The organism is Stenotrophomonas lacuserhaii (assembly GCF_039674585.1).
GTDB classification, from domain to species: domain Bacteria; phylum Pseudomonadota; class Gammaproteobacteria; order Xanthomonadales; family Xanthomonadaceae; genus Stenotrophomonas; species Stenotrophomonas pennii_A.
In genome coordinates this window covers 30,876-56,824 of record NZ_JBDJNU010000016.1, presented here as the reverse complement: position 1 = coordinate 56,824, position 25,949 = coordinate 30,876, and the positions used below count along the sequence as shown (strand labels likewise).

Genomic DNA, 25,949 nt, shown 5'->3' with positions numbered 1-25,949 from the left:
CACTAAAAAGGGGACGGAGGGGATTAAGTCGTTTCGGACCCGTTTACGGCTGAAGACGACTTAATCCCCTCCGTCCCCTTTTTTGTTCAACGTGCAGGAATCTGCTGGGCCGGCAGGCGCGGGACGGGCGCCGGGTTGGGCACCCAGATCGCCACGCCGGCCGCCTTGCGCTGGGTGGTCGGAATGCCGATGCCCACGCCACCGCCGACGCGCGAACCGTAACTGCCGGCACCCACCGACATGCCCACCGGCGAGCCGCTGGAGCCCACGCCCATCAGGATCACGCCGTTGGCGCCCAGCGCGGCGGCATCGCGCTTGAGGCGGGCCACGGCCGCATCGGTCTGGCCCTGCGTGCCGAAGCCCACCGCGCTGGACGATTCCAGCTGGGCGATCTCCACCGAACCGGCCGGCGGGGTGGAATACACCTGCACCTGGGCAGGGTCGATCGGGGCGCGGGCCTGGCCCAGCATCACCCGCGAGGTGCTGGCACAGCCGGTCACCAGCAGCAGCACGGCGGCAGCGGCGGTCCAGCGGAATGTCGTGGTGGTCATCTTCATGGCTCGAACCCCTGTAGGTAGGCAGCGGATCATCGGTCCATCGATCTGAATCGGCCCCAACGCCGGGGCCCTGCAGGCACGCTAGCACCGCGGCGGTGAGCGCGGCGGCAAGCCCATGCGGGCCTATCCGACGCCCACGCGAACAGCTATGGTGGGCCCCAATCCATCGGCGAGGAGGGCGTATGGGACTGATCAGTCTGTTGTGGGGCATCGTGGCACTGGTATGGATGGTGGTCGCGCTGGTGCCGCTGCTCGGCTGGGGCAACTGGTTCCTGATCCCGTTCGCTGCAGTGGGTGCGTTGATCGCAGCGATCGGCATCCTGTTCACCCATCCCAGCAAGCGCGGCCGGGCCTGGAGCGGGCTGATCCTCAACGGCATCGTCATCGTGGTCGGCATCTTCCGCCTGGGGCTGGGCGGCGGCATCGTCTGAGGCTGCGGTGCGACCCTCGGTCGCAGGTGCGCAGGGAGGGCAGGGTGGCGGGCGTACAATGACCAGCCCGAGGGCCGCCCGGCCCTTCCCAGCGCCAGATCGGCGCCCAACGCCCCCGACGCCCCATGATCATCCGCCCACGTCCGCACGGCTGGCAGCTGCTGTACATCCTGCGGGGCTCCATCGTTCCGGCGGTGGCGCCCAAGGTGCTGGCGATCCTGCTGTTGGCCATCGTCGTGTCGGCGGTGGTGGAACTGGGCAACGTACCGGGCATCGAACGGGTGTCCTCCGCGCCGTTCGCGCTGCTTGGCCTGGTGCTGTCGATCTTCCTCAGTTTCCGCAACAACGCCTGCCATGAACGCTGGTGGGAAGGCCGCAAGTTATGGGGCCAGCTCATTTTCGAGTCGCGCTCGCTGGCCCGCCAGGTGCAGCAGTTGCTGCCCGACGATGCGCCGCGCCGCACGCGTATCGGCCATCTCGCCATTGCCTTCGCGCACGGCCTGGCCGCGCGCCTGCGCGGCGCCGACGAAGCGCAGGCGGCACGCCCATGGCTGGATGCCGACCAGCGCGTGCTGCTGCATGACCGCCGCAACACCCTGGACGCGCTGCTGTCGATGATCGCCGCCGAGCTGGCCGTGCCACTGCACGCCGGCCGGCTGTCGCCGATCCTGTATGCCCAGCTGGAAGAGCGCCTGCATGCGCTGTCATCCATCCAGGCCGGCTGCGAGCGCATCCTCGCCACCCCGCTGCCGTTCGCCTACACCCTGTTGCTGCACCGCTGCGCGTGGCTGTTCTGCGTGCTGCTGCCGTTCGGCCTGGCCAGTTCGCTGGGCTGGGCCACGCCGGTGCTGTCGGCGGTGCTGGCGTATGCCTTCTTCGGCCTGGACCAGCTGGGCGAAGAGATGGAAGACCCCTTCGGTACCGAGCCCAACGACCTGCCGCTGGATGCGATGGTGCGTACCGTTGAAATCGACCAGCTGGACGCGCTCGGCCAGCGCCCGCTACCTGACCCCCTGCTGCCGCGCGACTATCGCCTGCAGTGACCCGATGCCTTGACGGAGCCCCCCATGTCGCACCCCCTGTACCGCCCCCGCCGCATGCGCCGCGATGATTTCTCGCGCCGGATGATGCGCGAAAACACGCTGACCGTGGACGACCTGATCCATCCGGTGTTCGTGCATGAGCATGCCGGCCGCACCGCGATCCCGTCGATGCCGGGCGTGGAGCGCCTGTCCATCGAAGAACTGCTGAAAGTCGGTGAAGCGGCGGTGGAGCTGGGCATCCCGGTGCTCGACATCTTCCCGGTGATCGATCCGGCATTGAAGTCGCTGGACGCCGAAGCCGCATGGGCCGATGACGGGCTGGCGCAGCGTGCCGTGCGCGCATTGAAAGAACGCTTCCCGACGCTGGGGGTGATGACCGACGTGGCGTTGGATCCATACACCACCCACGGCCAGGACGGCATCATCGATGACAGCGGCTACGTGCTCAACGACATCACCGTGGCAGCATTGGTGAAGCAGTCGGTGTCGCACGCGCGGGCTGGCGTGGATGTCATTTCGCCGTCGGACATGATGGACGGGCGCATCGGTGCCATCCGCCGTGGGCTGGACGAGGCCGGCTTCATCAACACCCGCATCATGGCCTACTCGGCCAAGTACGCATCGGCCTTCTACGGTCCGTTCCGCGACGCGGTGGGCAGTGCCGGCAGCCTCGGCAAGGCCGACAAGAAGACCTACCAGATGGATCCGGCCAACGGTGACGAGGCGCTGCGCGAGATCGCACTGGACCTGGAAGAAGGCGCGGACATGGTGATGGTCAAGCCGGGCATGCCGTACCTGGACGTGGTGCGGCGGGTCAAGGAAACCTTCGGCGTGCCGACCTTCGCCTACCAGGTGAGTGGCGAGTACGCGATGCTGAAGGCGGCCGCGGCCAATGGCTGGCTGGACGAACGCGCCTGCGTGATGGAGTCGCTGATGTGCTTCAAGCGCGCCGGCGCTGACGGCGTGCTGACCTATTTCGCGCCGCAGGTGGCGCGCTGGCTGCACGAGCGCTGACAATAGCGGCTTTTCGCACAAGGAGAACGGAACGATGGAGATCCTGGGCGTTGGCCACTGGATGATCTGGATCATCGGGGTGGTGGTGTTCGGCGCGCTGATCGTCTGGCTGGCACTGGCGTCGTTCCGCGAAAAACGGCGTGCACCGGAACTGCCGTCGGCCGCCGCCCGCGTATCGCGCGAGCTGCAGCTGCCCGAAGCGGTGCAGGCCGAACTGGCGGCGTTGAACCGGCGCAAGGACGAGGGCCGCATCAGCGAAGCAGAGTACGAACGGGCCCGCGCCAGCCTGCTGGACCGGTAGAGACGGCCGCTGGCCGTCGCCGTTGGTGGGTGACGACCGCTGGCCGTTACCGTTGGTGGGTGACGACCGTTGGTCGTCACGCTTCCCCCTCAGCTACCACACCCGGCGACCGCCACCGCCCGTGGCGCCATCATCCGGTACACATCGCTACCGCCCGCGCGTGGCGCGCGTGCGCTGCTGCTCACCAGCAACAGTTCACCCGGCCTGGCCGCATCGACCACCGCTGCACGGGTCATCCCGTCGGCCGTGTTGAACGACAACGCCACCGGCTGCAACGCCGCCGCGGACCACGCGCAGTCGCTGCGCCACAGCTGCGCCGTGCCATCGCCGGCACGCGTGAAAACCACCGCACCTTCGCTCCCCAACCAATCGCCATCGGTTTCGTCGGCCGGGCTGTTGAGCGCGTCCAGTGCGACCGCCACGCCCCGCTTACCATCACCGACGGAGGCCACCTGCAGGTCCCAACCGCGCCCCTTGCCGGCCTGCCGCGCGAACAGCAACCGCTGCCCGTCCGCGCTCAGCGCCGCGCCGCGCTCGGCCGCCCGCACGCCGCCCTCCTGCCAGCGTTCGGCCGCGCCGAAGCGTCCGTCCGCATCGATGGCCACCCGGTACAGCGCCATCGTCCCATCGCGGTCGGAGGCGAACAGCAGCCAGCGCCCGTCGTGGCTGAAGTACGGGTCCAGATCGTCGGCCGTGCTGTTCAAAGCCAGCGGCTGCGGCGCCTGCCAGCGGCCTTCGCGCAGCTCGGCCTGCCACAGGTCCCAGCCACCGCTGCCGCCGCTGCGGTCACTGGCGAAGACGATGCGCTGGCCGTCCGGGCGCAGGCTGGCGCGGCCTTCGCCGGCCTTGGTCGAGACCACGCCCATGCCTTCGATGCCGAATTCATTCAACGCCATCGCCACGGGGGCGCAGAGTAAACTGGCGGCCACAACCAGCAGGGGCAGGGCGGATCGCATCGTCCAGGTCCAGGCAGTACAGGGACGTCCAGTGTAGGGCGTCCCCTTCGAACCATCCGAGGATTCCATGACCGATCGCTACGCTGTCTTTGGCCACCCCATCGCCCACTCCCTGTCGCCGGACATCCACGCTGCATTCGGCCGGCAGGAAGGCATCGCGGTGGACTACCGTGCCATCGACGCAGCCCCGGACGGCTTCCTTGCCGCGCTGGAAGCGTTCGCTGCCGAAGGCGGACGTGGCGCCAATGTCACCCTTCCGCACAAGGAAGCGGCCTTCGCTATATGCACCACGCGCACCGCGCGCGCCACCCGTGCCGGCTCGGTCAACACGCTGCTGCGCAAGGGCGATCGCTGGCACGGCGACACCACCGACGGCGCCGGGCTGGTGCGTGACCTCACCGACCGCCATGGCCAGGACCTGCGCGGCCGCCGGGTACTGCTGCTGGGTGCCGGCGGTTCGGCACGCTCGGTGGCGCCCTCGCTGCTGGATGCCGGCATCCGCGAACTGGTGGTGGTCAACCGCACGCCGGAACGCGCCGATGAACTCATCGACGCGATGGGCGAGCCGGGCCGTGCGCTGAGCCGCTACTGGGACGACCTGCACGACCTGGGCGACTTCGAACTGATCGTCAACGCGACCTCGGCCGGCCGTGACCCCAGTGCGTCCTTCAAGCTGCCGCTGTCGCTGGTCAACAGCATGACCACCGCGGTGGACCTGAACTACGGTGATGCGGCGATCGCCTTCCTGGCGTGGGCGCGTTCGGCCGAATGCCGCAACACCGTCGATGGCCTGGGCATGCTGGTCGAACAGGCCGCCGAGAGCTTCCAGCAGTGGCACGAAGTCCGCCCGGATACCGACGCGGTGTATGCCGGGCTGCGTGGCAACACGCGCCTCACCGGAGAGGAATGAACATGGAAAGCACCGATCTGCTGATGACCGTGTTGAGCATGGCGGCGGTGCGGCTGCCGGTGCTGATCGCATTGACCATCGGCGTGGTCTGGGTGATGGACGTACCGCGCGGGCCGGTACGCACCGGCGCCCTGACCGGCCTGCTGCTGCTGGCCGCCACCAGTGTGTTCGGCCTGCTGGCTTCGCTGCTGCCGCTGTGGCTGATCAACAGCGGGCAGTACGGATCGATCGCCGGGCTCGGCATGATCCTCAACGGGGTCCATTTCGCGCTGTCGCTGGTCGAAGCCTTCGGCCTGGTGCTGGTGGTGTGGGCACTGACGCGCGCCCTGCGTGGCGGCGTGCCGCGCCCGGCCTGACCCGGCAAGGTCCCTGCGGCAGCGCAGGGACCGGCCCGCAGCGGGCTGACAGGTTCAGCGTCGCCGACCCGGGTGGGCCGGTCCAGCGTGCGACAATACGCAGCCTGATCCCGTACCGGTAATCCTGGCGTGACCGAAACCGTCGCCGTGCCGCGCATGCTTGATGACGCCCTGAAGGATGCAATCCGCAAGGCGTACACCACGCTGCAGGCCAACACACCCGGCTTTGCCACCCGCCGCTCGCAGAGCCAGATGATCGGCGTGGTGTCGCGTGCGTTGGCCAGGAGTGGCGGCGTGGGCGTGGTGGAGGCACCGACCGGCGTCGGCAAGAGCCTGGGTTACCTCACCGCCGGCGTACCCATCGCCATCGCCACCAAGAAGAAGCTGGTGATCAGCACCGGCACCGTGGCGTTGCAGTCGCAGCTGGTCGAGCGTGACATCCCGAACTTCCTCAAGGCCACCGGGCTGGAAGCCACCGTGGCGCTGGCCAAGGGCCGCACCCGTTACCTGTGCACGCGCAATGCCGCCGAAGCGCAGGGCGAGGCCTCGCAGGGCGGCATGTTCGAAGACGAGCAGCCGCTGTACGACCGGCCGTTGGCCCCGATTGAAATGGACATCGCCGCGCGGCTGACGGTGGCTTTCACCTCCGGCAGCTGGGACGGTGACATCGACAACGCGCCGGAAACCATCAGCCCGGGGCTGCGTGGTCGCATCACCACGCCGGCCTCTGCCTGTGCCGGACGGCGCTGCGCCTATTCGGCGCAATGCGCGGTGCTGCGTTCGCGCAACACCGTGCGCGATGCGCAGATCGTGGTCACCAACCATGCGCTGCTGCTGTCGGCGCTGTCCATCGGCGAAAGCGAAAACAACCAGCCGCTGATCGCCGCGCCTTCGGACATGCTGCTGGTGCTGGACGAAGGCCACCACATCGGCAACGTGGCCATCGACCAGGGCGCGGCCAGCCTGGCCCTGGATGACATGGCCAAGCGCGTGGGACGCCTGCAGATCCTGATCGCCGGTGCGTACCGTGCGGTGGACAAGGACCGGCTTGGCAACCTGCTGCCGAACGAGGCCATCGATGTCGCCACCAACGTGGCCAAGCAGCTGCGCGCGTTCCGCGACCACGTGGAAGCACTGTGGATGCCGGCGCCGGCCGACGAAGAACCGATGTGGCGCGCGGCCAACGGGCGCCTGCCCGAGGCCTGGCGCGAGCCGATCGAAGCGCTGGCCGACGACACCCGCAGCCTGTTCAACTGGGCGCACGCGGCCAATGCACAGGTGGCCAAGGGCAAGCAGGACGACCCCGCCCGCGAGCGCCTGCAGCGCAACCTCGGCATGGCGCTGGAAATGGTCGAAGGCCAGTACAACCTGTGGCAGGCCTGGCGCCGCGAAGACAAGGAAGGCGCGCCGCCGATGGCGCGCTGGATCACCGCCACGCGCGAAGGCGACCTGGTGCTGCATGGCTCGCCGGTATCGGCCGCGCACGTGCTGCGCAAGCTGCTGTGGGATGAAGTGGATTCGGTGGTGATGACCTCCGCCACGTTGACCGGCGGCGGCGATTTCCAGTCGCTGGCAATCGACAACGGCATTCCGGAGGACGCCGAAATGGTGTCGCTGTCCTCGCCCTTCGACCTGCCCAACCAGGCCGAACTGATCGTGCCGCCGTTCCCGGTAACGCCGGACGACCGCGAAGGCCACCCGCGCGAAGTGGCGCGTTACCTCGGCAAGGAACTGGACTGGAAGAAAGGCTCGATGGTGCTGTTCACCTCGCGCTGGAAGATGGAAAAAGTGGCCGCGCTGATGCCTGCCGCCAAGCGCAAGCAGGTGCTGGTGCAGGGAGAGATGTCCAAGACCCGGTTGATCGACGAGCACCTGCGTCGGGTTGCCGCAGGCGAAGGCTCGGTGCTGTTCGGCCTGAACTCGTTCGGCGAAGGCCTGGACCTGCCGGGCGAAGCCTGCACCACGGTGGTGATCACCCAGGTGCCGTTCGCGGTGCCGACCGATCCGCAGACCGCTACCCTGAGCGAGTGGTTCGAGGCACGCGGGCTGAACGCCTTCAACCTGATCGCCGTGCCGCACGCGCTGCGCACGCTGACCCAGTTCGCCGGCCGCCTGATCCGCACCTCCACCGATACCGGCCGCGTCATCATCCTTGACTCGCGCCTGCTCAGCCGCCGCTACGGCAAGCGCATCATCGACGCACTGCCCCCGTTCAAGCGCATCATCGGCTGACCGTCCCGGCGCAACCGCAGCTGTCGGTAGTGACGGCCGCTGGCCGTCATGCGCCTGCTGTGGAAGGGTGACGACCGCCTGCTTCGGTGGGTGACGACCGTTGGTCGTCACGCTTCTGCCTTCCGCTGCGCTCGCCGGGCACGGCTCGGCGCTACCGTGCTCGCGCCCCTCGTCAATCCAGCAGCGCGGTGTTGCGCACGGCGCCTTTGTCCGCGCTGGTCGCCAGCAGCGCGTAGGCCTTCAACGCGCTGGTGACCTTGCGCGGGCGTGCTTGCAGTGGTTTCCAGCCGCGTGCATCGGCGTCGGCGCGGCGCTGCGCCAGCGTGGCCTCATCCACCAGCAGGTGAATGCCGCGGGCGGGAATATCGATGCGGATGCGGTCACCGTCGTGCACCAGCCCGATCACCCCGCCGCTGGCCGCTTCGGGCGAAACGTGCCCGATCGACAGGCCCGAAGTGCCGCCTGAGAAGCGGCCGTCGGTCAGCAGCGCGCACTGTTTTCCCAGGCCCTTGGATTTCAGGTAGCTGGTCGGGTACAGCATCTCCTGCATGCCGGGTCCACCCTTCGGCCCCTCGTAGCGGATCACCACCACGTCGCCCGCTTTCACCTCGTCAGCGAGGATGCCGGCCACCGCCGCGTCCTGGCTTTCGAATACGCGGGCGTTGCCCTCGAATACATGGATGGACTCGTCCACGCCGGCGGTCTTCACCACGCAGCCGTCCACTGCCAGGTTGCCGCGCAGAACCGCCAGTCCGCCTTCCAGCGAATAGGCGTGCTGCAGCGAACGGATGCAGCCTTCGGCACGGTCAAGGTCCAGCGACGGCCAACGCGTGGCCTGGCTGAAAGCGACCTGGGTGGGAATGCCGGCCGGCCCGGCGGCGAAGAATTCATGCACCTTCGCATCGTCGGTGAGCGTGGCATCCCAACGCTTCAGCGCGTCGGCCAGCGACGGGCTGTGTACGGTCGGCACCGAGGTATCCAGCAGCCCGGCACGGTCCAGTTCGCCGAGGATGCCGAACACTCCGCCGGCACGGTGCACGTCTTCGATGTGGTATTCCGGCGTGTTCGGCGCCACCTTGCACAGCTGCGGCACGCGCCGCGACAGCGCATCGATGTGGGTCAGGTCGAAGTCCACGCCGCCTTCCTGCGCGGCCGCCAGCAGGTGCAGGATGGTGTTGGTGGAACCGCCCATGGCGATGTCCAGGGTCATCGCATTGCCGAACGCCGCGGCGGTGGCGATGCCGCTCGGCAGGGCGCGCGGGTCTTCGCCGCCATACCAGCGGTGGCACAGCTCCACGATCACCCGGCCGGCGCGGCGGAACAACATCTCGCGGTCGGCGTGGGTGGCCAGCGTGGTGCCGTTGCCCGGCAGCGACAGGCCCAGCGCTTCGGTCAGGCAGTTCATCGAATTGGCGGTGAACATGCCCGAACACGAACCACAGGTGGGGCACGCGCTGCGCTCGTACTCGGCGACCTTTTCGTCGGAGGCGCTGTCGTCGGCGGCGATCACCATCGCGTCGACCAGGTCCAGCTTGTGTTCGGACAGCTTGGTCTTGCCCGCTTCCATCGGGCCGCCCGAGACGAAGATCACCGGGATGTCCAGGCGCATCGCGGCCATCAGCATGCCGGGTGTGATCTTGTCGCAGTTTGAAATGCAGACGACGGCATCGGCGCAGTGCGCGTTGACCATGTACTCGACCGAATCGGCGATGATCTCGCGGCTCGGCAGCGAGTACAGCATGCCGTCGTGGCCCATGGCGATGCCATCATCCACCGCGATGGTGTTGAACTCCTTGGCCACGCCGCCGGCCTGTTCGATCTCGCGCGCCACCAGCTGGCCGAGGTCCTTCAGGTGCACGTGGCCGGGCACGAACTGGGTGAAGGAGTTGGCGATGGCGATGATCGGCTTGTGGAAGTCGCCGTCCTGCATGCCGGTGGCACGCCACAGGGCGCGGGCGCCGGCCATGTTGCGGCCGGCGGTGGAGGTGCGGGAACGGTACTCGGGCATGGGCTGGCAGGAACGGGCGGGCCGTACGACGTGGGTGTCTCCCGATGATGCCCAATTTTTCCGGTTGCGTTTGCAACCACCGGGCCAGCGCCGATCTGACCCGCCGTTCATCTTGCCTGCTTTGCCGACTTTGGTTGCCGGCGCTGATGCGGCATTATTGGCGGGTTGATCCGCATGAGGCATGAGGCCATGAAACGTTCCCGCACCACCGCGCTGCTGTTGATGAGCGCCGCACCGCTGCTGTTCACCGCCTGCCAGAAGGACGAACCGGTGCAGGTGCAGGAAGGGCTGTACACCTCCGTGCAGGCCTGTACCGAGGCCACCGGCGATCCGTCGTCGTGCCGCACTGCCTTCGCCGAGGCGCAGCGGCAGTCTGCCGATGCCGCGCCGAAGTACGCCGACAAGGCGGCCTGCGAAGCCGATTACAAGCCGGAGCAGTGCGTGGAACAGCGCACCTCGGCAGGCACTTCGTTCATCGGCCCGATGATGATGGGCTTCTTCATGTCGCAGATGATGAACAGCGGACGTGCCGGCCTGGCCCAGCAGCCGGCCGCCGCCAGCCCCGCTTACCAGGACAAGAGCGCCGGCTGGGCGCGCGCGGCCCCCGGTGGCAGCGGCGGGCTGAACACGGCCAGCGGCATCGGCGCCGGCAAGGCCGGCCTGGCCCCGGTCAGCAACGTGCCGAACCGCGCCACCACCGCCAGCCGTGCCGGCTTCGGCAGCACCAGTGCGCGCCGTAGCGGCGGCAGCTTCGGCGGCTGATCGATGCAGCGTGTACGCATCGCCGAGCGCGCCCAGTGGCGCGCTCGTGCCGAAGAAGCCGGCTTCCGCTTCCACACCATCGACGGCCAGCCATACTGGGATGAAACGGCGTACTACGCCTTCACCCTGCGCCAGATCGAACAGGACATCGAAGACCCCAGCGCCGAACTGCACCAGATGGCACTGGCATTGGTCGAGGAGGTCGTGGCGTCCGATGCGCTGATGGACAAGCTGGCGATCCCGGCGCATTACCGCGACTGGATCGCCGACAGCTGGCGCCAGCGCCAGCCGCACCTGTACGGCCGCCTGGACCTGGCCTACGACGGCAGCGGCCCGGCCAAGCTGTACGAACTGAACTACGACACCCCGACCTCGCTGTTCGAAGCCAGTTTCTTCCAGTGGCAATGGCTGGAAGACCAGCGCAATGCCGGCCGCCTGCCGCAGCACGCCGACCAGTTCAATGCCCTGCATGAAGCCCTGGTGGAGCGTTTCGGTGAGCTCGCCGCCAAGCTGCCGCCGCCGCTGTTCTTCAGCGCCGTGGGCAGTTCGCAGGAAGACGTGGGCACGGTGGACTACCTGCGGGACTGCGCCGCGCAGGCCAACCTGCACGGCCAGGGCATCGCCATCGAAGACATCGGACTCTCCGAAGATGGCCGCTTCACCGCGCTGGACGACACGGTGATCGGCACGCTGTTCAAGCTGTATCCGCTGGAAGACCTGATGGCGGAGGAATTCGGCCGCGCGCTGCCGGCTTCCGGGGTGCAGTTGCTGGAACCGGCATGGAAGGCGGTGCTGAGCAACAAGGGCATCCTGCCGCTGCTGTGGGAGCGCCACCGCGGCCACCCGAACCTGCTGGAATCGCACTTCGACGATGGCCGCACGCTGGGCCCCGGCTGGGTCCGCAAGCCATTGTTCTCGCGCGAAGGCGCCAACATCGAAATGCACCTGGCCGATGGCAGCGTGCAGCGCAGTGACGGGCCCTACGCTGGCCCGGCGATCCTGCAGCAGGCGCATCCGTTGACCCGGTTCGAAGGTGGTTATCCGCTGATCGGCAGCTGGGTGATCGGCGACCGCGCCTGTGGCATCGGCATCCGCGAGGATGACAGCGCGATCACCCGTGACAGTGCGCGTTTCGTGCCGCACGCGATCATCGATGAAGCGCCGATGCAGATCTATGTCTGACCCGACGCGGTGACGACCAACGGTCGTCACCCACCAGGGCCGGTCGTCACCCACCAGGGACCGGCTGGAATCCGGTAGCGCCGAGCCATGCTCGGCGGGGGACGTCATACGCGATTGACGGCCAGCGGCCGTCACTACCGATTACAACAGGCCGTCGCGCTTGACCGACAGGTAGCGCTCCACCAGCGCGCCGGGCAGTGCATCGGCGGTGACATCCAGCACCATCACGCCATGGCTGCGCAACGCATCATGCGCCTGCGCACGCTGTTCCAGGTACATCGCCGCGGCACCGGCATGGGCGGCATCGGCAGGCTCCAACACGGGGTGTTGCAGCGCCTGGTCCAGTACCTGTTCGCGCAGACTGGCCACGCACACCAGGTGGCGCCGCTGCAGCAGCTTCACCGCCGCCAGCAGGTCTTCGATGTCCTCATCGCGCACGTTGGTCACCAGCATCACCAGCGCGCGCCGCCGCTGCAGCACCGACAGCCGGGTGGCGGCCGCCAGGTAGTCGGTCGCCACCGGTTGTGGCTGCAGGTCATGGCTGGCGCGCAGCAGGTCGTCGATAGTGCCCATGCCGCGCTTGGGGGCCACCCAGCGCGGCTCGCCACCAATGGCATGCAGGCCGACGCCGTCGCCCTGCCGCAGCGCCAGGTAAGACAGCACCAGCGCGGCGTTCAACACCTGGTCGAAGTGCGAAAGTCCGCCATCGCTGGCCATCATCCGGCGGCCGGTATCGAGCATCAGCAGCATCTGCTGGTTCTTCTCGTCCTGGTACTCGCGCGATACCAGCCGGCGCGCGCGCGAGGTGGCTTTCCAGTCGATCTGGCGCAGGCTGTCACCGATGCGGTACTCGCGCATCTGGTGGAAATCGGTGCCTTCACCGCGCCGGCGCTTGAGGTGCGCGCCGACCATGCGCGAGGCCTGTTCGGCACTGAACAAGGCAAAGCGGGTCAGCGGCACGAAGTTCGGGAACACCCGCACATCGAGTGCAGGCGGCACGGTGCGCCGTTGCGTCCACAATCGCCACGGCGACTGCAGGCGAAGCTGCGCGCCATCGAAGCGGAACGCGCCCCGCTGCGGCGGCTGCACGTGGTACGCCAGCGTGGTCGCAAAGCCGGCACGCAGGCGCAGCCGTCGCGGCAGGCCTTCGCTGTGCCACCCACCGGGCACCAGATCAAACACCTCCAGCCGCACCGGCTGCTCGGCCTGCAGGCTCAGCTGCACCTCGCGGCGCACGTCCAGCGCCAGCGATTCCGGCATGTGCCGCTGCACGCGTGGCGAGGGCAGTCGGCGCAGCCGCAGCAGGTCGGCCAGCCCGATCAGCAGCAGGCTCGCCAGCAGCGCCCACCAGCCCCAGCGCGGCAGCCAGCCGGCCAGCACCGCACCACCCACGCCGGCCCAGGCCAGCAGCAGCCACAGCAGGGGCAGGGCAGGCCTCATCGGCGCGGCGCGTCCACCTTGGCCAGCAGGGCCGAAAGCACATCGTCGGCATCCTGGCCTTCGATCTGCAGCTCCGGTGCCAGCGCGATGCGGTGGCGCAGTGCGGGGCGTGCAATGTCGCGCACGTCGTCCGGGGTGACGAAATCGCGCCCGGACAACAGCGCCTGCGCACGCGCTGCACGCACCAGCGCGATGCTGCCGCGCGGCCCCGCGCCGAGCGCGATGCCCGGCCATTTCCGGGTGGCCGCGACGATCCGCACCGCGTAGTCGATCACTTCGGCATCCACGGTGATCGCGGCCGTGGCCTGCTGCAGCGCGACCACTTCGCCGGCGCTGAGCACCCGCGGCACGCGCTGCAGGTCGAAGTCGCTGGCGCTGCGGCCGGTGGTGACCGCATCGACCATGCGCTTCTCTTCTTCCAGCGCCGGGTAATCGATGATGATCTTCAGCAGGAAGCGGTCCAGCTGCGCTTCGGGAAGCGGATAGGTGCCTTCCTGTTCCACCGGGTTCTGCGTGGCCAGCGCCATGAACGGCGGCGCCAGCGGGAACGATTTGCCTTCGATGGTGACCTGGCCTTCCTGCATCACTTCCAGCAGCGCCGACTGGGTCTTGGCCGGCGCGCGGTTGATCTCATCGGCCAGCAGCAGGTTGGTGAACACCGGTCCGCGGCGGATCTTGAAGCTCTCGCTCTTGGGGTCGTACACCGCGTGGCCGCTGACATCGCTGGGCATCAGGTCGGGGGTGAACTGCACCCGGCCGTGGTCCAGCTCCAGCGCCTGTGCCAGCGCGCGCACGAGCAGCGTCTTGCCCAGCCCGGGCACGCCTTCGATCAGCACGTGGCCACCGGCCAGCAATGCGATCAGGATCTGGTCCAGCACGTCCTGCTGGCCGATGAAGGCATGGCCGACCGCTTCGCGGATCGCGTCCACGCGTTCGACCAGGTCACCGGCAACCGGCGAAGGCCCACCCAGCGGTGGCGGTGTCGTAGGGGTGTTTTCCAGTTCGGTCATAGCAGGCGTCTCATCTGCAGCAGGAGGGCAATCCGCTCTTTCAGGGCGGTGAGGTCGTTGGCAGCAGGCGAGGCCAGCGCGGTGTGCACGCGACTGGCCGGCCATTGCAGCAGGGTGGCGATGGTGTGTTCCTGGGCGGTGCCTTCCAGTGCGGCGGCGAGCGGCGCGCGCGCCTGCAGCCGACGCAGGAACAGCCCACGTACCGCGGCATGCAGGCGCGGGCCCTGGCGCTGGCGCAGCAGCAGTTCGCCGCTGGCGCGCACGTGTTCCAGCAGCGACCGGCGTTCGGCCAGCGGCGAGGGCAGTTCACTGCCGAAGCGCTGCGAGCGCATCCACAGCCAGCCCAGCAGGGACAACAACAGCGGCAGCCAGACCGGCCAACCCTCGAAGAACATACGCGCCCACAGCGATGGCGGCCGGCTGGCGTACACCAGCCACATCGTGCCCTTGCCGTAGTTCGGCTGCAGCAGGTAACGGGCCAGGTCGCGGTGCGGCCCGTCGTACAGGCCATCGCGCGGGTTTTCCAGATCCCGCTTGGGCCGGTACTGGGCAACGATGAAGGACGGGGCTTCCGGCTGGCCCCGCATGAAGTCCATGTCGGCCAGTACATCCACGGTGCCCTGGCCGTGGCGCAGGCGGGCGAACACGAGGCCGCTCTCGTTGCCCCATTCGCGCTGCACGTTGGTCCGCGCGGCCTCGTCGAGGTCGAAACGGCGTCCGCTGCAGAACTCCCGGTGGCGGTCCTCGCCTTCCACCTGGAACGGCTGGCATGCACTGCCGAAGCCCAGGCTGCCCACGCCCAGCGCCTGCAGCAGGGCCGGTTCCTGGCGCTTGTCATCGTCGCCGGTAGGGGGCGTACGTACCAGCAGGTGGCCACCGCGCTCGACCCAGGCCAGCAGTGCGGCCACTTCCGGTGCGGGCAGTTCGCCGCTGTCCTGCAGCAGCACCACGGTATCGCCGGCGGCCGGAGACATCGCTGCCATGTCCAGCCGCGCGCGTGCCTGCACCTGCAGGCCATCGGCGCGCAGCGCCTGGCCCAGCACGTACAACGGGTTGTAACTGGCCTCGCCCTGCGGCGGCAGCGTTTCGGTCCTGCTCACCTGCTCGTGGGTACGCAGGAACCACACCACCAGCGGCACGCTGACCAACACCGCCAGGCCGATCAACAAAGGCCACAGCACGCGCGCCTTCATTCCGGCCACCGGTACTGTGCCTGCAGGCTGTCAGCCAGTGCCTGGAAGGCATCGCGCGAGGGCAGGCGGTTGCCGTAGGCGGCGTACTGCCACATGCGCACGATGGCGCCGAACAGTTCGCGGTCGCGCGCGTCGGGCATGCGACGTGATGCACGCAGCACCTGCGCTTCGGTGGCGCCCGGCGGCAATACCACGCCACTGCGGTCGACCACCGTGCCCACGCTGGCGCGGTACAACAGGGCCAGTGCCTGGCGCGGTAGCCCGCGATCCCACAATTCGCGCGCGCGGGTCGCCACGTCGGGCGGCACCACCTCGGGCAGGGTGATCGAATCTTCGACCAGCGCGCCCGGGGCGGCGGCCCCGTGCCGGCCGGATCCGCGCAGCCACGGCAGCCAGCGCCGCGCGGTCAGCAGCAGGATCAGCAGCAGTGCCCCGAGCAGCAGCCACAGTCCCCATTCCATCGCCAGGGCGACCATCTTCGCGGCCGACCCCGCGAGTTGCCTGGCCTGCGCGCCGTCGGCGTCGCGCTTCAAGCGTTCCTGTTCCTCGCGCTCGGCTTCGTCCTCGGGTTCACGTGTCTTCCACTCCGTGACCTCCCGCGTGGGGCGCTGCAACGGATCTTCATACGCGCGCTGCACGGCCTGGCGGAAGCCGGCGGTGTCGACCGGTGCATCACCGAAGATGCCGGCCGGCGTGTCGTCGGGGTCGATCGGCGAAAGCGTCTCGTCTTCTGCCTCTTCTTCTTCGGCTGACTCTGCCGCGTCGTCGGCCATGTCCTGTGGGGTGTCCTGCGCGTGCACCGGCGCATAGGCGCCCGGCAGCGCGAACAGCACCACCAGCAGCAGCAACGGCGCGGCCTGCTGCAGGCGCTCGCGCAGGCGGCGGAAGCTGATCTCCACGTCCCATGCTTCCATCTGCGTGCGGCGGTTGAGGTACAGCCCGAAACCGGCACCGACATGGAACGGCCCGATCACGCTGGCGGCCAGCCAGAACACGCCATTCAATCCAAACTTGGCCCACGGCGGGGTGTCCTGACGCACCAGTTCCCACGCCGCGCGCCAGGAATCGCTCAACAGTTCCACCGGCACGAACAGGAAGATCGCCGACAGCGCACCGATGACCAGCACCGCTTCGAAGCCCAGGCACAGCAGCGTGAGCAGCATCGACGGGCCCGCCGCCGCGCTCAGTACCGCACGACGGCGCAGGCTGCGCAGCGACGCATCGGCGCCTTCCAGCAGGTTCACCGGCAGGCACACGTTGCGTACCGGACTGAAGCGCCGCCAGCCCAGGTAACCCCAGAACCCGCTGACACCCCAGCCGCGTTGCGCACGCAGCGCCTGCCATGCGCTGACTGGTTCGCCGAACACATCGCGTGACAGCACGTACAGCACCACGCGCTCGAACAACGGCTTGCACCACCACAGCAGCAGCCACGCCCAGCCGAAAGCATCGCCGTGCCACCACGCCAATGCATTGATCAGCAGGAACAGCGGCGCACTGGCCAGCAGCCAGGCACCCCACGCGGCACGCGGCTGGCGCCGCGCCAGCGCGGTGCCCAGCTCCATGGCCTCCCAGCTGCTGCGTGCACGCAGCGCTACGTTGAGCTGGTCAATCCGCATGCGCATCTCCGCGGCCACCGCGCCACAGCCACAGCAGCACCAGCGTCCACAGCACGGCGGCAACGCTGTACTTGCCCCACGCCGGAATGCTGGCGATGGACGACCAGAACGCTTCGATGAAGGCCGCCACCAGCAGCATCGCCGCGACGCCCAGGCACAGCCGTGCGCCTATGCGGCCACCTTCCACCAGCGCATCCAGGCGGCGCAGGCGGCCGGGCGCGACCAGCCGCAGCCCCAGCTGCAGCCCCGCGCCGCCGGCAATCACGATGGCAGTGAGTTCGAAGGCACCGTGGCCGACCACGAAGCGCCAGAACGGATCGCCGTGGCCGACGTGCTGCAGGTGCCCGGCCACCGTGCCGATGGTGATGCCGTTGAACAGCAGCACCAGCACCGTGCCGACACCGGCCAGCAGGCCGCTGGCGAAGGTGCGCAGGCCGATGCTGATGTTGTTCATGATGTAGTAGCCGAACATCATCCAGTCGGTGCCGCTGTCGCGGCCCAGGTTGGGTGAAGACGGGTCGTACATGCGTTCCACCTGCGCCAGCCGTGCGTTGTCCATCAGCAGGTGGACCAGGTCCGGCCGCAGCTGCACGGCCACGAAGCTGCCCACCAGCGGCACCGCGAACAGGGCCAGCGCCACCCACATCACCGTGGACTGGCTGCGCACGAGCTGCGGGAAATCGGCAAGCAGGAACTCCAGCACGCCGCGCCAGCGGAACGCCGGCGTGCGGTACAGAAGGGTGTGGCCGCGCTGCATCAGCTGCTGCAGGTGCTCCACCAGCTGCGGGCTGTAGCCACGCTGGCGGGCCAGCGCCAGCTGCTGGCACAGGCGCCGGTAGCGCTGCGGGAATTCGGCATCGGCGGGCAGCGCAGGATCCACCGGCGCGCGCGTGCGGCGGCGACGGCCCAGGTGTGCACGCTGGTCCAGCCAGGCTTCCAGGGCCTGCCATTCGGGTTGGTAACGGCTGACGAACTGTTCCTGCTTCATCGCCGCCCCAGCAGCCAGTTGGCCATGGCATACAGGCGCAGCACGCCGACCTGGCCGTCGGCTTCGGTCAGCGGGCTGGCGATCGACGCCAGTTCCTGCTGGCGTGCCGGTGCCAGCAGCGGCGCGCGTTCGGCGAAGGCGATCACCGCCGATTGTTCCAGCGGCTGCAGCGGTACCGGTGGCGGCAGCGCGCTGTCGATGGTGGCCGCCGGCGCACGGATGCGAGGCTCTGCATGCACCACCAAGGTGCCGGCCACCAGGTCGCCAAGCCGTCGGCCATGCGCATCAAACAGGCTGCTGAGCAGCCCCAGCGCATAGCCGAATGGCAGCATGTCCACCGTGCGGAGCAGGTTGCGGGTGACCGAACCACTCCAGCCCACCGGTGCCCCGTCGCGGGCGATCACCCGCAGGCCCATCGCGCGCTTGCCCAGGGTCTGGCCCCAGATCGCTTCCAGCACGATGGTGTAGGCCCAGTACAGCAGGAACATCAGCGCCAGGTGGAGTCCGCGCCCGAACTCATCCAGCAGTGCCAGCGGGAAGGCCAGCACGATCAGCACGGCCGCGCGGATCGCGAAATCGATCAGCCAGGCCAGCGCGCGCGGTAGTGGTCCGGCGGCACGCAGCTGCAACGGCACGCCTTCCGGCGTGACCACTTCGCGGTAGGTATCCAGCATCGGCGTTGCGGTCATCTGTGCCGGATTCCTCTCCGGCAGGCGGCCACGGGCATGTGAGTCTCGACGTCATCCTGGGTCGGAGGATGACTTTAGCAGGTTGCCGGGGTCGCGGAGCCGACTGACGTCGGCCTGCCTGCAGTCGGGGCCTCAGCCGAGGTATTCGTCCTTCAGCCGCACGTAGTGGTCGGCCGAATAATGCAGCGCTTCGATCTCGCTGTCTTTCAGCATGCGCGCCGGGCGGGCCGGGTTGCCTACCCACAGTTCGCCTTCACCGACCACCTTGCCCGGACCCACCACCGCGCCGGCGCCGACGAAGCCGTGCTTTTCCACCCGGGCCCCATCAAGGATGCAGGCGCCCATGCCGATCAGGCTGTAATCGCCGATGCTGCAGGCATGGATGATGCAGCCATGGCCGACGGTGACCCCTTCGCCGATCAGCGTGGGATAGCCGGCCTTGTTGAACGGGCTGTGGTGGCTGACATGGATGATGGTGCCGTCCTGCACGTTGGTGCGTGCACCGATGCGCACGAAGTTGACGTCACCGCGGATCACCGTGCCCGGCCATACCGAAGCGTCTTCGCCGATTTCCACATCGCCGATGATCGTGCAGGCTGGATCCACATAGGCACGCGCGCCGAGCACCGGCATCTTGTCGCGGAAGGGGCGTAGCGGGTTCATCGGGTTCTCCGGTACAGCGCCGAGCCATGCCCGGCAGAAAAGGTAGCGCCGAGCCATGCTCGGCGAGCGCAGCGGCCCGCCTTACGCCACGCGGCCGCGGCGCGAACGCTCCAGGTGCACCAGCAGCAGCGAGATCGCCGCCGGGGTCATGCCGGGGATGCGCTGCGCCTGGCCGATGGTCTGCGGCCGCACGCGTTCCAGTTTCTGCAGCGCCTCGGCCGACAACCCGCGCACGATCGCATAATCGAAGCCATCCGTAATCGGCGTGGATTCATGCCGCTGCTGGCGCTCGATCTCATCGCGCTGGCGGTCCAGGTAACCGGCGTACTTGACGCCGATCTCCACCTGCTCGGCCACCTTGGCATCGTCCACGCCCGGGCCCAGCGAGGGCACCTGCATCAGCTTGGCGTAGTCCAGTTCCGGGCGCTTGATCAGGTCCAGCACGTTGGTTTCGCGGCTCACCGCCACGCCCAGCACCTGTTCCACTTCGCGGCCCAGTGCATTGCCCGGCGTGGCCCAGAGCGCACGCAGGCGCGCACTTTCGGCGCCCACCGCGGCCTGCTTGGTCTCGAACGCCGCCCAGCGGCGGTCGTCCACCAGGCCCATCTCGCGGCCGACCGGGGTCAGGCGCTGGTCGGCGTTGTCTTCGCGCAGCTGCAGCCGGTATTCGGCGCGGCTGGTGAACATGCGGTACGGCTCGGTGGTGCCGTGGGTGATCAGGTCGTCCACCAGCACGCCCAGGTACGCTTCGTCGCGACGCGGGCACCAGCCATCCAGCCCACGCACCTGGCGGGCAGCATTCAGCCCAGCCAGCAGGCCCTGCGCGGCGGCTTCTTCGTAGCCTGTAGTGCCATTGATCTGGCCGGCGAAGAACAGCCCGCCCACGGTCTTGGTTTCCAGCGATGCCTTCAGCCCGCGCGGATCGAAGTAGTCGTATTCGATGGCGTAGCCGGGGCGGGTGATATGCGCGTTCTCGAAGCCGCGGATGCTGCGCACCATCGCCAGCTGCACATCGAACGGCAACGAGGTCGAAATACCGTTGGGGTAGATCTCCACGATGCCCAGGCCTTCGGGTTCGACGAAGATCTGGTGGCTTTCCTTTTCGGCGAAGCGCACCACCTTGTCCTCGATGGACGGACAGTATCGCGGGCCGATGCCTTCGATCTGCCCGCTGTACAGCGGCGAGCGATGCAGCGACTCGCGGATGATGTCGTGGGTGCGCGCGCTGGTATGGGTGATCCAGCAACTGACCTGCGGCGGATGCTCGTCCACCGACCCGAGGAAGGACATCACCGGCCGCGGATCGTCGCCGGGCTGCTCGTCCATCACGCTGTAGTCCAGCGAACGGCCATCGATGCGCGGTGGCGTGCCGGTCTTCAGCCGGTCCACCTGGAATGGGCGTTCGCGCAGGCGCGCGGCCAGCGTGGTGGCCGGCGGATCGCCCATGCGGCCGGCGGCGTACTGGGTGGGCCCGACGTGGATCTTGCCGGCCAGGAAGGTGCCGGCAGTCAGCACCACCGCCGCCGCGTCGAAGCGCAGGCCGGTCTGGGTGAGCACGCCCCGCACCTGGTCGCCGTCGATGACCAGGTCATCCACGGCGGCCTGGAACACGGTCAGGTTCGCCTGCGCTTCCACGATGGCGCGGATCGCCATGCGGTACAGGTTGCGGTCGGCCTGGCAGCGGGTAGCGCGCACCGCCGGTCCCTTGGACGCGTTCAAGGTGCGCCACTGGATGCCGGCGCGGTCGGCGGCATGCGCCATCGCCCCGCCCAGTGCATCGATTTCCTTGACCAGGTGGCCCTTGCCGATGCCGCCGATCGCCGGGTTGCAGCTCATCGCCCCCACCGTTTCGATGTTGTGGGTGAGCAGCAGGGTGCGCGCGCCACCGCGTGCCGCGGCGAGGGCCGCTTCGGTGCCGGCGTGGCCGCCGCCGATGACGATGACGTCGTAACGATGGAAGGAGTCGGTCATGGGGAACGCAGGGGTGGCCGCAGCCATCGGTTGGGCAGGCGCAGGCGCCTTGGAGGCTGGCGATTTTAGCGCCAATCGTGGCTGGGGTCAGATTCCTTTCGCTCCCGCCGGACAGAAATCCGTGCGGATTCGTGAATCGACCCTAAAGTTGGCATGGAACCTGCAGATATATCCTTAGCACCCAGCGTGATCGGCGCCATGGCGCTACGGACCGGAATTGGAACAGGGGCTGGTCCAGATGCACATTGGGGAAGCGTAGGGCCGGCAGTCGGGGGACTGTCCGGCCCTGTTTTTTTCCGGAACACCGGAGAGAAGCCGTTCCACCTGCAACAAACGCTGAAACAACAAGGCCCCGCTTGCGCGGGGCCTTGTCTTTTTAGGTGCCGACATCCGACAGGGCCGGAACAGGGGGGATCCAGATGTTCCTGGCGGATATCGACATAGATCGTATGACCGGCTGCGTCGACTTTGTCACTTTTGGACGCGGCGGGTCAATCCGGGCCTACTTTGAACCTTCCCGTCGGAAGGTTCAAGAGCCGATTACCGCTCCTGCTGTCGTTCTGTGGCGCGGTTCAAATTTCTCCACGGCGAACCACTGGGACGCGGTGCCGACGCCGGGCGTGGCGGCGGTGACGGGCGCACCTGCTGCTGCGGCTGCGGACGGTTCATGCCCTGCGGCGGCCGCGACGGACGGGTGTTGCCATCCATGTTCCGCCACGGCGAACCGCCGTTGTTGCCCGGCGGACGGGTGTTCGGCGGACGCGGGCGGTCCGGCGGCGGACGATTGCCCGGCGGACGGTGGCCATGATGCGGCGGACGATAATTCGGGTAGGGACGATAGACCGGGTATCCATAGCCATATCCGCCACCGTAATAGCCACCACCGTAGTAGCCGCTGCCATATCCGTAAGGGCTGCCATAGCCATAGGGATAACGGTATTCGGTGGAGGGCGCGCCATGGTAATACCCGCTTCCGCCACTGCCGCCACCGCCAACGTAGTCATACGTGGCGCAGCCGGACAAGGCCAGCAACAGCCCTCCGGCAACGATAAAGCGCATCTTCATGGTACGGCCCCCCAAGGGTAAGGTCTCCAGCTTAGCCTTTCGCATTGAATCGCCGCTAAATCCGCCCGCGCAAGCATGAATGGTTGGCAATCGGCCCGATGGGGGCCGCGACAGGCGCTGCGGGTGGGCAGGGGCATACGTTAATCTTTACAGATGAACGAGGCGCCATCCCCCCCCGCCCATGCCGTACTTGAAGCCGCTGCGCGGATCGCGCCGCACGCGGCGGTGACGCCCGTGCTGCGCTCGCATGCGCTGGATTCGCTGGCCGGCGCGCGGTTGGCCTTCAAGGCTGAACACCTGCAGCGCAGCGGCGCGTTCAAGTTCCGCGGTGCCTGCAATGCGGTGTGGTCGTTGCCCGCCGAACAAGCCTTGGCCGGGGTGGTCACCCATTCGTCCGGCAACCACGGCGCCGCGCTCGCGCTGGCCGCGCGCACCCGCGGCATCGCCTGCCACGTGGTGGTGCCAGAAGGCGCGGTGGCGACCAAGCTGGCCAACATCGTCCGCCACGGTGCCACGCTGTGGCGCTGCGCGCCGACCATCGCCGCGCGTGAAGCGATGTGCGCCCAGGTACAGGCCGATACCGGCGCCACTCTGGTTCACCCGTATACCGACGCGGCGGTGATTGCCGGGCAGGGGACTGCCGCTCTGGAACTGGTGCAGGCCGAAGGCCCCTTCGACGTGCTGGTGGTGCCGGTGGGCGGCGGCGGACTTGCTGCCGGCACGGCGCTGGCGCTGCAGCAGGTGTCACCTCAGACCCGGCTGGTGCTGGCCGAACCGGCTGGTGCTGCCGACACCGCGCGCTCGCTCCTGGCTGGCGAACGCCGCATCGATTTCGTGCCCGATACGGTCTGCGACGGACTGCGTGGCACGCTCGGGGCGCCCAACTTCCAGGTGCTGCAGGCGGCGAGCGCGGAGGTGATCGTGGTCGACGATGCCGCCACCGTGGCCGCCATGCGCCTGCTGTGGCAGGTGCTCAAGCAGACAGTGGAACCGTCTTCGGCGGTTGCACTGGCCGCGGTGCTGGCCCAGCCGCAGCGCTTTGCCGGCCTGCACGTGGGCCTGGTGTTGTCCGGCGGCAACGTGGACATCGACGCGTTGCCATGGTCGGCCGCATGAGCCGTCACCGCGTCGGCCTGCTGGGCTGGGTGTGGCGCCTGTTCGTGCTGGTGGTGGCGTGGCTGCTGGGTGTGACCGGGTGGATCATGTGGATCGGCGAACGCGACCAGGCGGCCAAGGCCGATGCGATCATCGTGCTCGGTGCGGCCGCCTATGACGCCAAGCCCTCCCCGGTATTCCAGGAACGGATCCGCCACGGGCTGGACCTGTACGATGCCGGCTATGCACCGCTGCTGATCTTCACTGGGGGCTATGGCGGCAGCGGCGCGCGGTTTTCCGAATCACAGGTGGCGCGGCGCTACGCGCTGAAGCAGGGCGTGCCGGCGAAGGCGATCCTGATCGAAACGCAGTCGCGCAACACGGTGCAGAACCTGGTCGAAGCCAAGCGGCTGATGGACCAGCGCGGGCTGCGCCGGGTGATCATCGTCAGCGACCCGCTGCACATGGCACGCGCGCTGCGGCTGAGCAGGGCGATGGGGATCGACGCGCTCGCCTCGTCCACGCCCAGCACGCGCTTCCGCAGCTTCCACACCAGTTGGCGCTTCCTGGCGCAGGAAATCTACTTCTTCCACCGCGACCTGTTCGTGCAGGCCACGCGGTAGCCCGCCGTGGTAGCGCCGAGCCATGCTCGGCGAGCGCGGAGCGCGGCGGGTATCAGCCGGCACATTGTCCGGACGAAGAGCCGCCGAGCATGGCTCGGCGCTACCGCGAGCGCGGAGCGCGGCCGGTATCAACCCGGCCGGCGGCGGATCGGGATCGCCGACACCGGTACCGCCGCGATGTCCTGGCCCTGTTCGCGGATCGGCGCGCCGGCCTGCGGCGCCCAGGCATGGGCATAGATCACGTCCCAGCTGCTGGGCAGTTTGCCGTCGGCGCGCCGCATCGGTTCATATGCCGCCGCAGCGGCCTTGAACCGGCCCGGACCGGTCAGTGCGCGTCGCCGATCAAGCCGCGCGTTGGTCGCGCCCAGCGCGCGCAGCTCGGCCATCAGCGCGGGAAGATCGTCATACGTCAGGGTGAACAGATCGCGGTCCAGCACCGGGTCGCGGAAGCCGGCCATCATCAACGCATCGCCGAACTGGGCAATCGGCGCGAAACGACTCACGTGCGGCTGCTCGTCGGCGGCATGGAAGGCTTCGGCGAGCTCGATCAACGTCTCCGGCCCGTAGGTGGAACACAGCAGCAGGCCACCCGGCTTCAGCACGCGGCGGAAGCCGGCGAACACCGCCGGCAGGTCATCCACATACTGCAGGCACAGGTTGCTGAAGATCACATCCACGCTGTTGTCGGCCAGCGGCAACGCGGTGGCGCTGGCGCACACGCGCTGGAACGGCTTCCACCAGCCGGCCTGGCGCTTGGCCTGCGCGAGCATCGGCTCGGCAATGTCCAGGGCGATGACCTGCGCCTTGGGCCAGCGTTTCTTCATCACGGCACTGGCGTGGCCGGTGCCCGCGCCCACATCCAGCACCACCTCCGGCACGCGGGCTTCCAGGTACTCCAGCGATTCCATCAGTCGCTGCTGCACCTCGCGCTGCAGCGCGGCGGCGGCATCGTAGCTGGCGGCGGCGCGGGAAAACGCGCGGCGCACGTGGCGGGGATCGGGACGGGGGTCGTTGCGCGGGTTCATGGCGGTCTCGGTGAAGCGGGCGGCGGCGTCAGAAGGTGCCCGGGTAGGCGCCGCCGTCGATCAGCAGGTTCTGCCCGGTGAGGTAGCCGGCCTGTGCACTGCACAGGAACGCGCAGGCCGCGCCGAACTCGTCCGGCTGGCCAAAGCGCCCGGCCGGAATGTGGCGGCGTTTCTGCTCGGCGACGGCTTCCGCATCGGTCGCCTGCTGCGCGGCCAGGAAGGCGAAATTGCCGCGCAGCCGGTCGGTGTCGAACTGGCCCGGCAGCAGGTTGTTGACGGTGACATTGGCCGATACCGTGCGCCGCGCCAGCCCGGCGACGAAGCCGGTCAGCCCGGAGCGCGCCCCGTTGGACAAGGCCAGGATGTCGATCGGCGCCTTCACCGACGAGGACGTGATGTTGACGATGCGGCCGAAACCGCGCGCGATCATGGCGTCCACGGTGGCGCGGATCAGGGCGATCGGCGCGAGCATGTTGGCATCCAGCGCCGCGATCCAGTCCTCGCGCTCGAACTGCCGGAAGTCACCGGCCGGCGGCCCGCCGGCGTTGGTGACCAGGATGTCCACCTGCGGGCAGGCGGCCAGCGCGGTGGCGCGGCCGGCTTCGGTGGTGACATCAGCAGCAACCGTGACCACCCTGCCGGCACCCGGCAGGGCGCGCAGGGCATCGGCGGCCTGCTGCAGGGCCTGCTCGCCACGGGCGACGATGACCACGTTCACGCCCTCGGCCGCCAGCGCACGCGCGCAGCCCAGGCCGAGGCCCTTGCTTGCGCCGCACACCAGGGCCCAGCGGCCCGCGATTCCAAGATCCATGTCAG

General features: G+C 68.5%; 25 protein-coding genes. 11 read left to right on the top strand and 14 right to left on the bottom strand.

The window, feature by feature from the left end:
• Nucleotides 1-86 precede the first annotated feature (86 nt).
• Nucleotides 87-557, bottom strand: coding sequence for a hypothetical protein (locus ABE522_RS08620; protein ID WP_406846327.1), 471 nt, complete (start codon nt 555-557; stop codon nt 87-89).
• Between the two features lie 182 nt (nt 558-739).
• On the opposite strand from ABE522_RS08620, the gene ABE522_RS08615 reads away from it, so the two are divergent.
• The 4 genes from ABE522_RS08615 to ABE522_RS08600 all read left to right on the top strand — a co-directional run bounded on the left by ABE522_RS08615 (nt 740) and on the right by ABE522_RS08600 (nt 3,346).
• Nucleotides 740-988, top strand: coding sequence for a hypothetical protein (locus ABE522_RS08615; protein WP_346591333.1), 249 nt, complete (start codon nt 740-742; stop codon nt 986-988).
• 125 nt (nt 989-1,113) lie between these two features.
• A complete protein-coding gene (locus tag ABE522_RS08610; RefSeq protein WP_191771103.1) occupies nt 1,114-2,031 on the top strand; it encodes a bestrophin family protein in 918 nt (305 codons plus the stop codon).
• 24 nt (nt 2,032-2,055) lie between these two features.
• A complete protein-coding gene (gene hemB, locus ABE522_RS08605; RefSeq protein ID WP_042613203.1) occupies nt 2,056-3,045 on the top strand; it encodes a porphobilinogen synthase in 990 nt (329 codons plus the stop codon).
• A 34-nt stretch (nt 3,046-3,079) separates the two neighbouring features.
• A complete protein-coding gene (locus ABE522_RS08600) occupies nt 3,080-3,346 on the top strand; it encodes a gas vesicle protein GvpG (RefSeq protein ID WP_346591332.1) in 267 nt (88 codons plus the stop codon).
• An 89-nt stretch (nt 3,347-3,435) separates the two neighbouring features.
• On the opposite strand, the gene ABE522_RS08595 is transcribed toward ABE522_RS08600, so the two are convergent.
• Complete coding sequence (locus tag ABE522_RS08595) at nt 3,436-4,302, bottom strand: hypothetical protein (protein WP_346591331.1); 867 nt, start codon at nt 4,300-4,302, stop codon at nt 3,436-3,438.
• A gap of 67 nt (nt 4,303-4,369) precedes the next feature.
• On the opposite strand from ABE522_RS08595, the gene aroE reads away from it, so the two are divergent.
• From aroE to dinG, 3 genes are all read left to right on the top strand, one after another.
• Complete coding sequence (gene aroE / locus ABE522_RS08590) at nt 4,370-5,212, top strand: shikimate dehydrogenase (protein ID WP_346591330.1); 843 nt, start codon at nt 4,370-4,372, stop codon at nt 5,210-5,212.
• A gap of 2 nt (nt 5,213-5,214) precedes the next feature.
• Nucleotides 5,215-5,568, top strand: a complete 354-nt coding sequence (locus ABE522_RS08585) for a hypothetical protein (RefSeq protein WP_346591329.1) — start codon at nt 5,215-5,217, stop codon at nt 5,566-5,568.
• 156 nt (nt 5,569-5,724) lie between these two features.
• Nucleotides 5,725-7,800 carry an ATP-dependent DNA helicase DinG gene (gene dinG / locus ABE522_RS08580; RefSeq protein ID WP_346591349.1) on the top strand — a complete coding sequence of 692 codons (2,076 nt, stop codon included), beginning with the start codon at nt 5,725-5,727 and terminating at the stop codon, nt 7,798-7,800.
• Nucleotides 7,801-7,972: 172 nt separating this feature from the next.
• Here the strand turns inward: dinG and ilvD are convergent, their stop codons facing one another.
• The gene (gene ilvD, locus ABE522_RS08575) at nt 7,973-9,808 is read right to left on the bottom strand and encodes a dihydroxy-acid dehydratase (RefSeq protein ID WP_346591328.1); all 1,836 of its coding nucleotides are present in this window, start codon (nt 9,806-9,808) and stop codon (nt 7,973-7,975) included.
• Nucleotides 9,809-9,997: 189 nt separating this feature from the next.
• On the opposite strand from ilvD, the gene ABE522_RS08570 reads away from it, so the two are divergent.
• On the top strand, nt 9,998-10,570 hold the full coding sequence (locus tag ABE522_RS08570; protein WP_042613210.1) for a DUF1190 domain-containing protein: 573 nt from the start codon (nt 9,998-10,000) through the stop codon (nt 10,568-10,570).
• A 3-nt stretch (nt 10,571-10,573) separates the two neighbouring features.
• On the top strand, nt 10,574-11,752 hold the full coding sequence (locus ABE522_RS08565) for a glutathionylspermidine synthase family protein (protein WP_346591327.1): 1,179 nt from the start codon (nt 10,574-10,576) through the stop codon (nt 11,750-11,752).
• Between the two features lie 141 nt (nt 11,753-11,893).
• Here the strand turns inward: ABE522_RS08565 and ABE522_RS08560 are convergent, their stop codons facing one another.
• From ABE522_RS08560 to ABE522_RS08520, 9 genes are all read right to left on the bottom strand, one after another.
• Nucleotides 11,894-13,192, bottom strand: coding sequence for a DUF58 domain-containing protein (locus tag ABE522_RS08560; protein ID WP_346591326.1), 1,299 nt, complete (start codon nt 13,190-13,192; stop codon nt 11,894-11,896).
• On the bottom strand, nt 13,189-14,202 hold the full coding sequence (locus ABE522_RS08555; protein WP_225212042.1) for an AAA family ATPase: 1,014 nt from the start codon (nt 14,200-14,202) through the stop codon (nt 13,189-13,191). The genes ABE522_RS08560 and ABE522_RS08555 overlap by 4 nt, the downstream gene beginning before the upstream one ends.
• Nucleotides 14,199-15,395, bottom strand: coding sequence for a DUF4350 domain-containing protein (locus ABE522_RS08550; protein WP_346591325.1), 1,197 nt, complete (start codon nt 15,393-15,395; stop codon nt 14,199-14,201). The genes ABE522_RS08555 and ABE522_RS08550 overlap by 4 nt, the downstream gene beginning before the upstream one ends.
• Nucleotides 15,392-17,014 carry a DUF4129 domain-containing protein gene (locus ABE522_RS08545; RefSeq protein WP_346591324.1) on the bottom strand — a complete coding sequence of 541 codons (1,623 nt, stop codon included), beginning with the start codon at nt 17,012-17,014 and terminating at the stop codon, nt 15,392-15,394. The genes ABE522_RS08550 and ABE522_RS08545 overlap by 4 nt, the downstream gene beginning before the upstream one ends.
• On the bottom strand, nt 17,004-18,002 hold the full coding sequence (locus ABE522_RS08540; protein WP_346591323.1) for a stage II sporulation protein M: 999 nt from the start codon (nt 18,000-18,002) through the stop codon (nt 17,004-17,006). The genes ABE522_RS08545 and ABE522_RS08540 overlap by 11 nt, the downstream gene beginning before the upstream one ends.
• Nucleotides 17,999-18,691, bottom strand: coding sequence for an RDD family protein (locus tag ABE522_RS08535; protein ID WP_346591322.1), 693 nt, complete (start codon nt 18,689-18,691; stop codon nt 17,999-18,001). Before ABE522_RS08535 ends, ABE522_RS08540 begins: the two co-directional genes overlap by 4 nt.
• Before the next feature lie 132 nt (nt 18,692-18,823).
• On the bottom strand, nt 18,824-19,354 hold the full coding sequence (locus ABE522_RS08530; protein ID WP_182656299.1) for a gamma carbonic anhydrase family protein: 531 nt from the start codon (nt 19,352-19,354) through the stop codon (nt 18,824-18,826).
• 81 nt (nt 19,355-19,435) lie between these two features.
• A complete protein-coding gene (gene mnmG, locus ABE522_RS08525) occupies nt 19,436-21,325 on the bottom strand; it encodes a tRNA uridine-5-carboxymethylaminomethyl(34) synthesis enzyme MnmG (RefSeq protein ID WP_346591321.1) in 1,890 nt (629 codons plus the stop codon).
• A 540-nt stretch (nt 21,326-21,865) separates the two neighbouring features.
• Nucleotides 21,866-22,390, bottom strand: a complete 525-nt coding sequence (locus ABE522_RS08520; protein ID WP_346591320.1) for a hypothetical protein — start codon at nt 22,388-22,390, stop codon at nt 21,866-21,868.
• Between the two features lie 153 nt (nt 22,391-22,543).
• Between ABE522_RS08520 and ABE522_RS08515 the strand changes: the two genes are divergently transcribed.
• Together ABE522_RS08515 and ABE522_RS08510 are read left to right on the top strand one after the other, a co-directional pair.
• On the top strand, nt 22,544-23,506 hold the full coding sequence (locus tag ABE522_RS08515; RefSeq protein ID WP_346591319.1) for a pyridoxal-phosphate dependent enzyme: 963 nt from the start codon (nt 22,544-22,546) through the stop codon (nt 23,504-23,506).
• Nucleotides 23,503-24,108, top strand: a complete 606-nt coding sequence (locus ABE522_RS08510; RefSeq protein ID WP_346591318.1) for a YdcF family protein — start codon at nt 23,503-23,505, stop codon at nt 24,106-24,108. Before ABE522_RS08515 ends, ABE522_RS08510 begins: the two co-directional genes overlap by 4 nt.
• A gap of 128 nt (nt 24,109-24,236) precedes the next feature.
• On the opposite strand, the gene bioC is transcribed toward ABE522_RS08510, so the two are convergent.
• The gene (bioC, locus tag ABE522_RS08505) at nt 24,237-25,133 is read right to left on the bottom strand and encodes a malonyl-ACP O-methyltransferase BioC (protein ID WP_346591317.1); all 897 of its coding nucleotides are present in this window, start codon (nt 25,131-25,133) and stop codon (nt 24,237-24,239) included.
• A gap of 28 nt (nt 25,134-25,161) precedes the next feature.
• Nucleotides 25,162-25,944, bottom strand: coding sequence for an SDR family oxidoreductase (locus tag ABE522_RS08500; protein ID WP_346591316.1), 783 nt, complete (start codon nt 25,942-25,944; stop codon nt 25,162-25,164).
• Between the last annotated feature and the right edge of the window lie 5 nt (nt 25,945-25,949).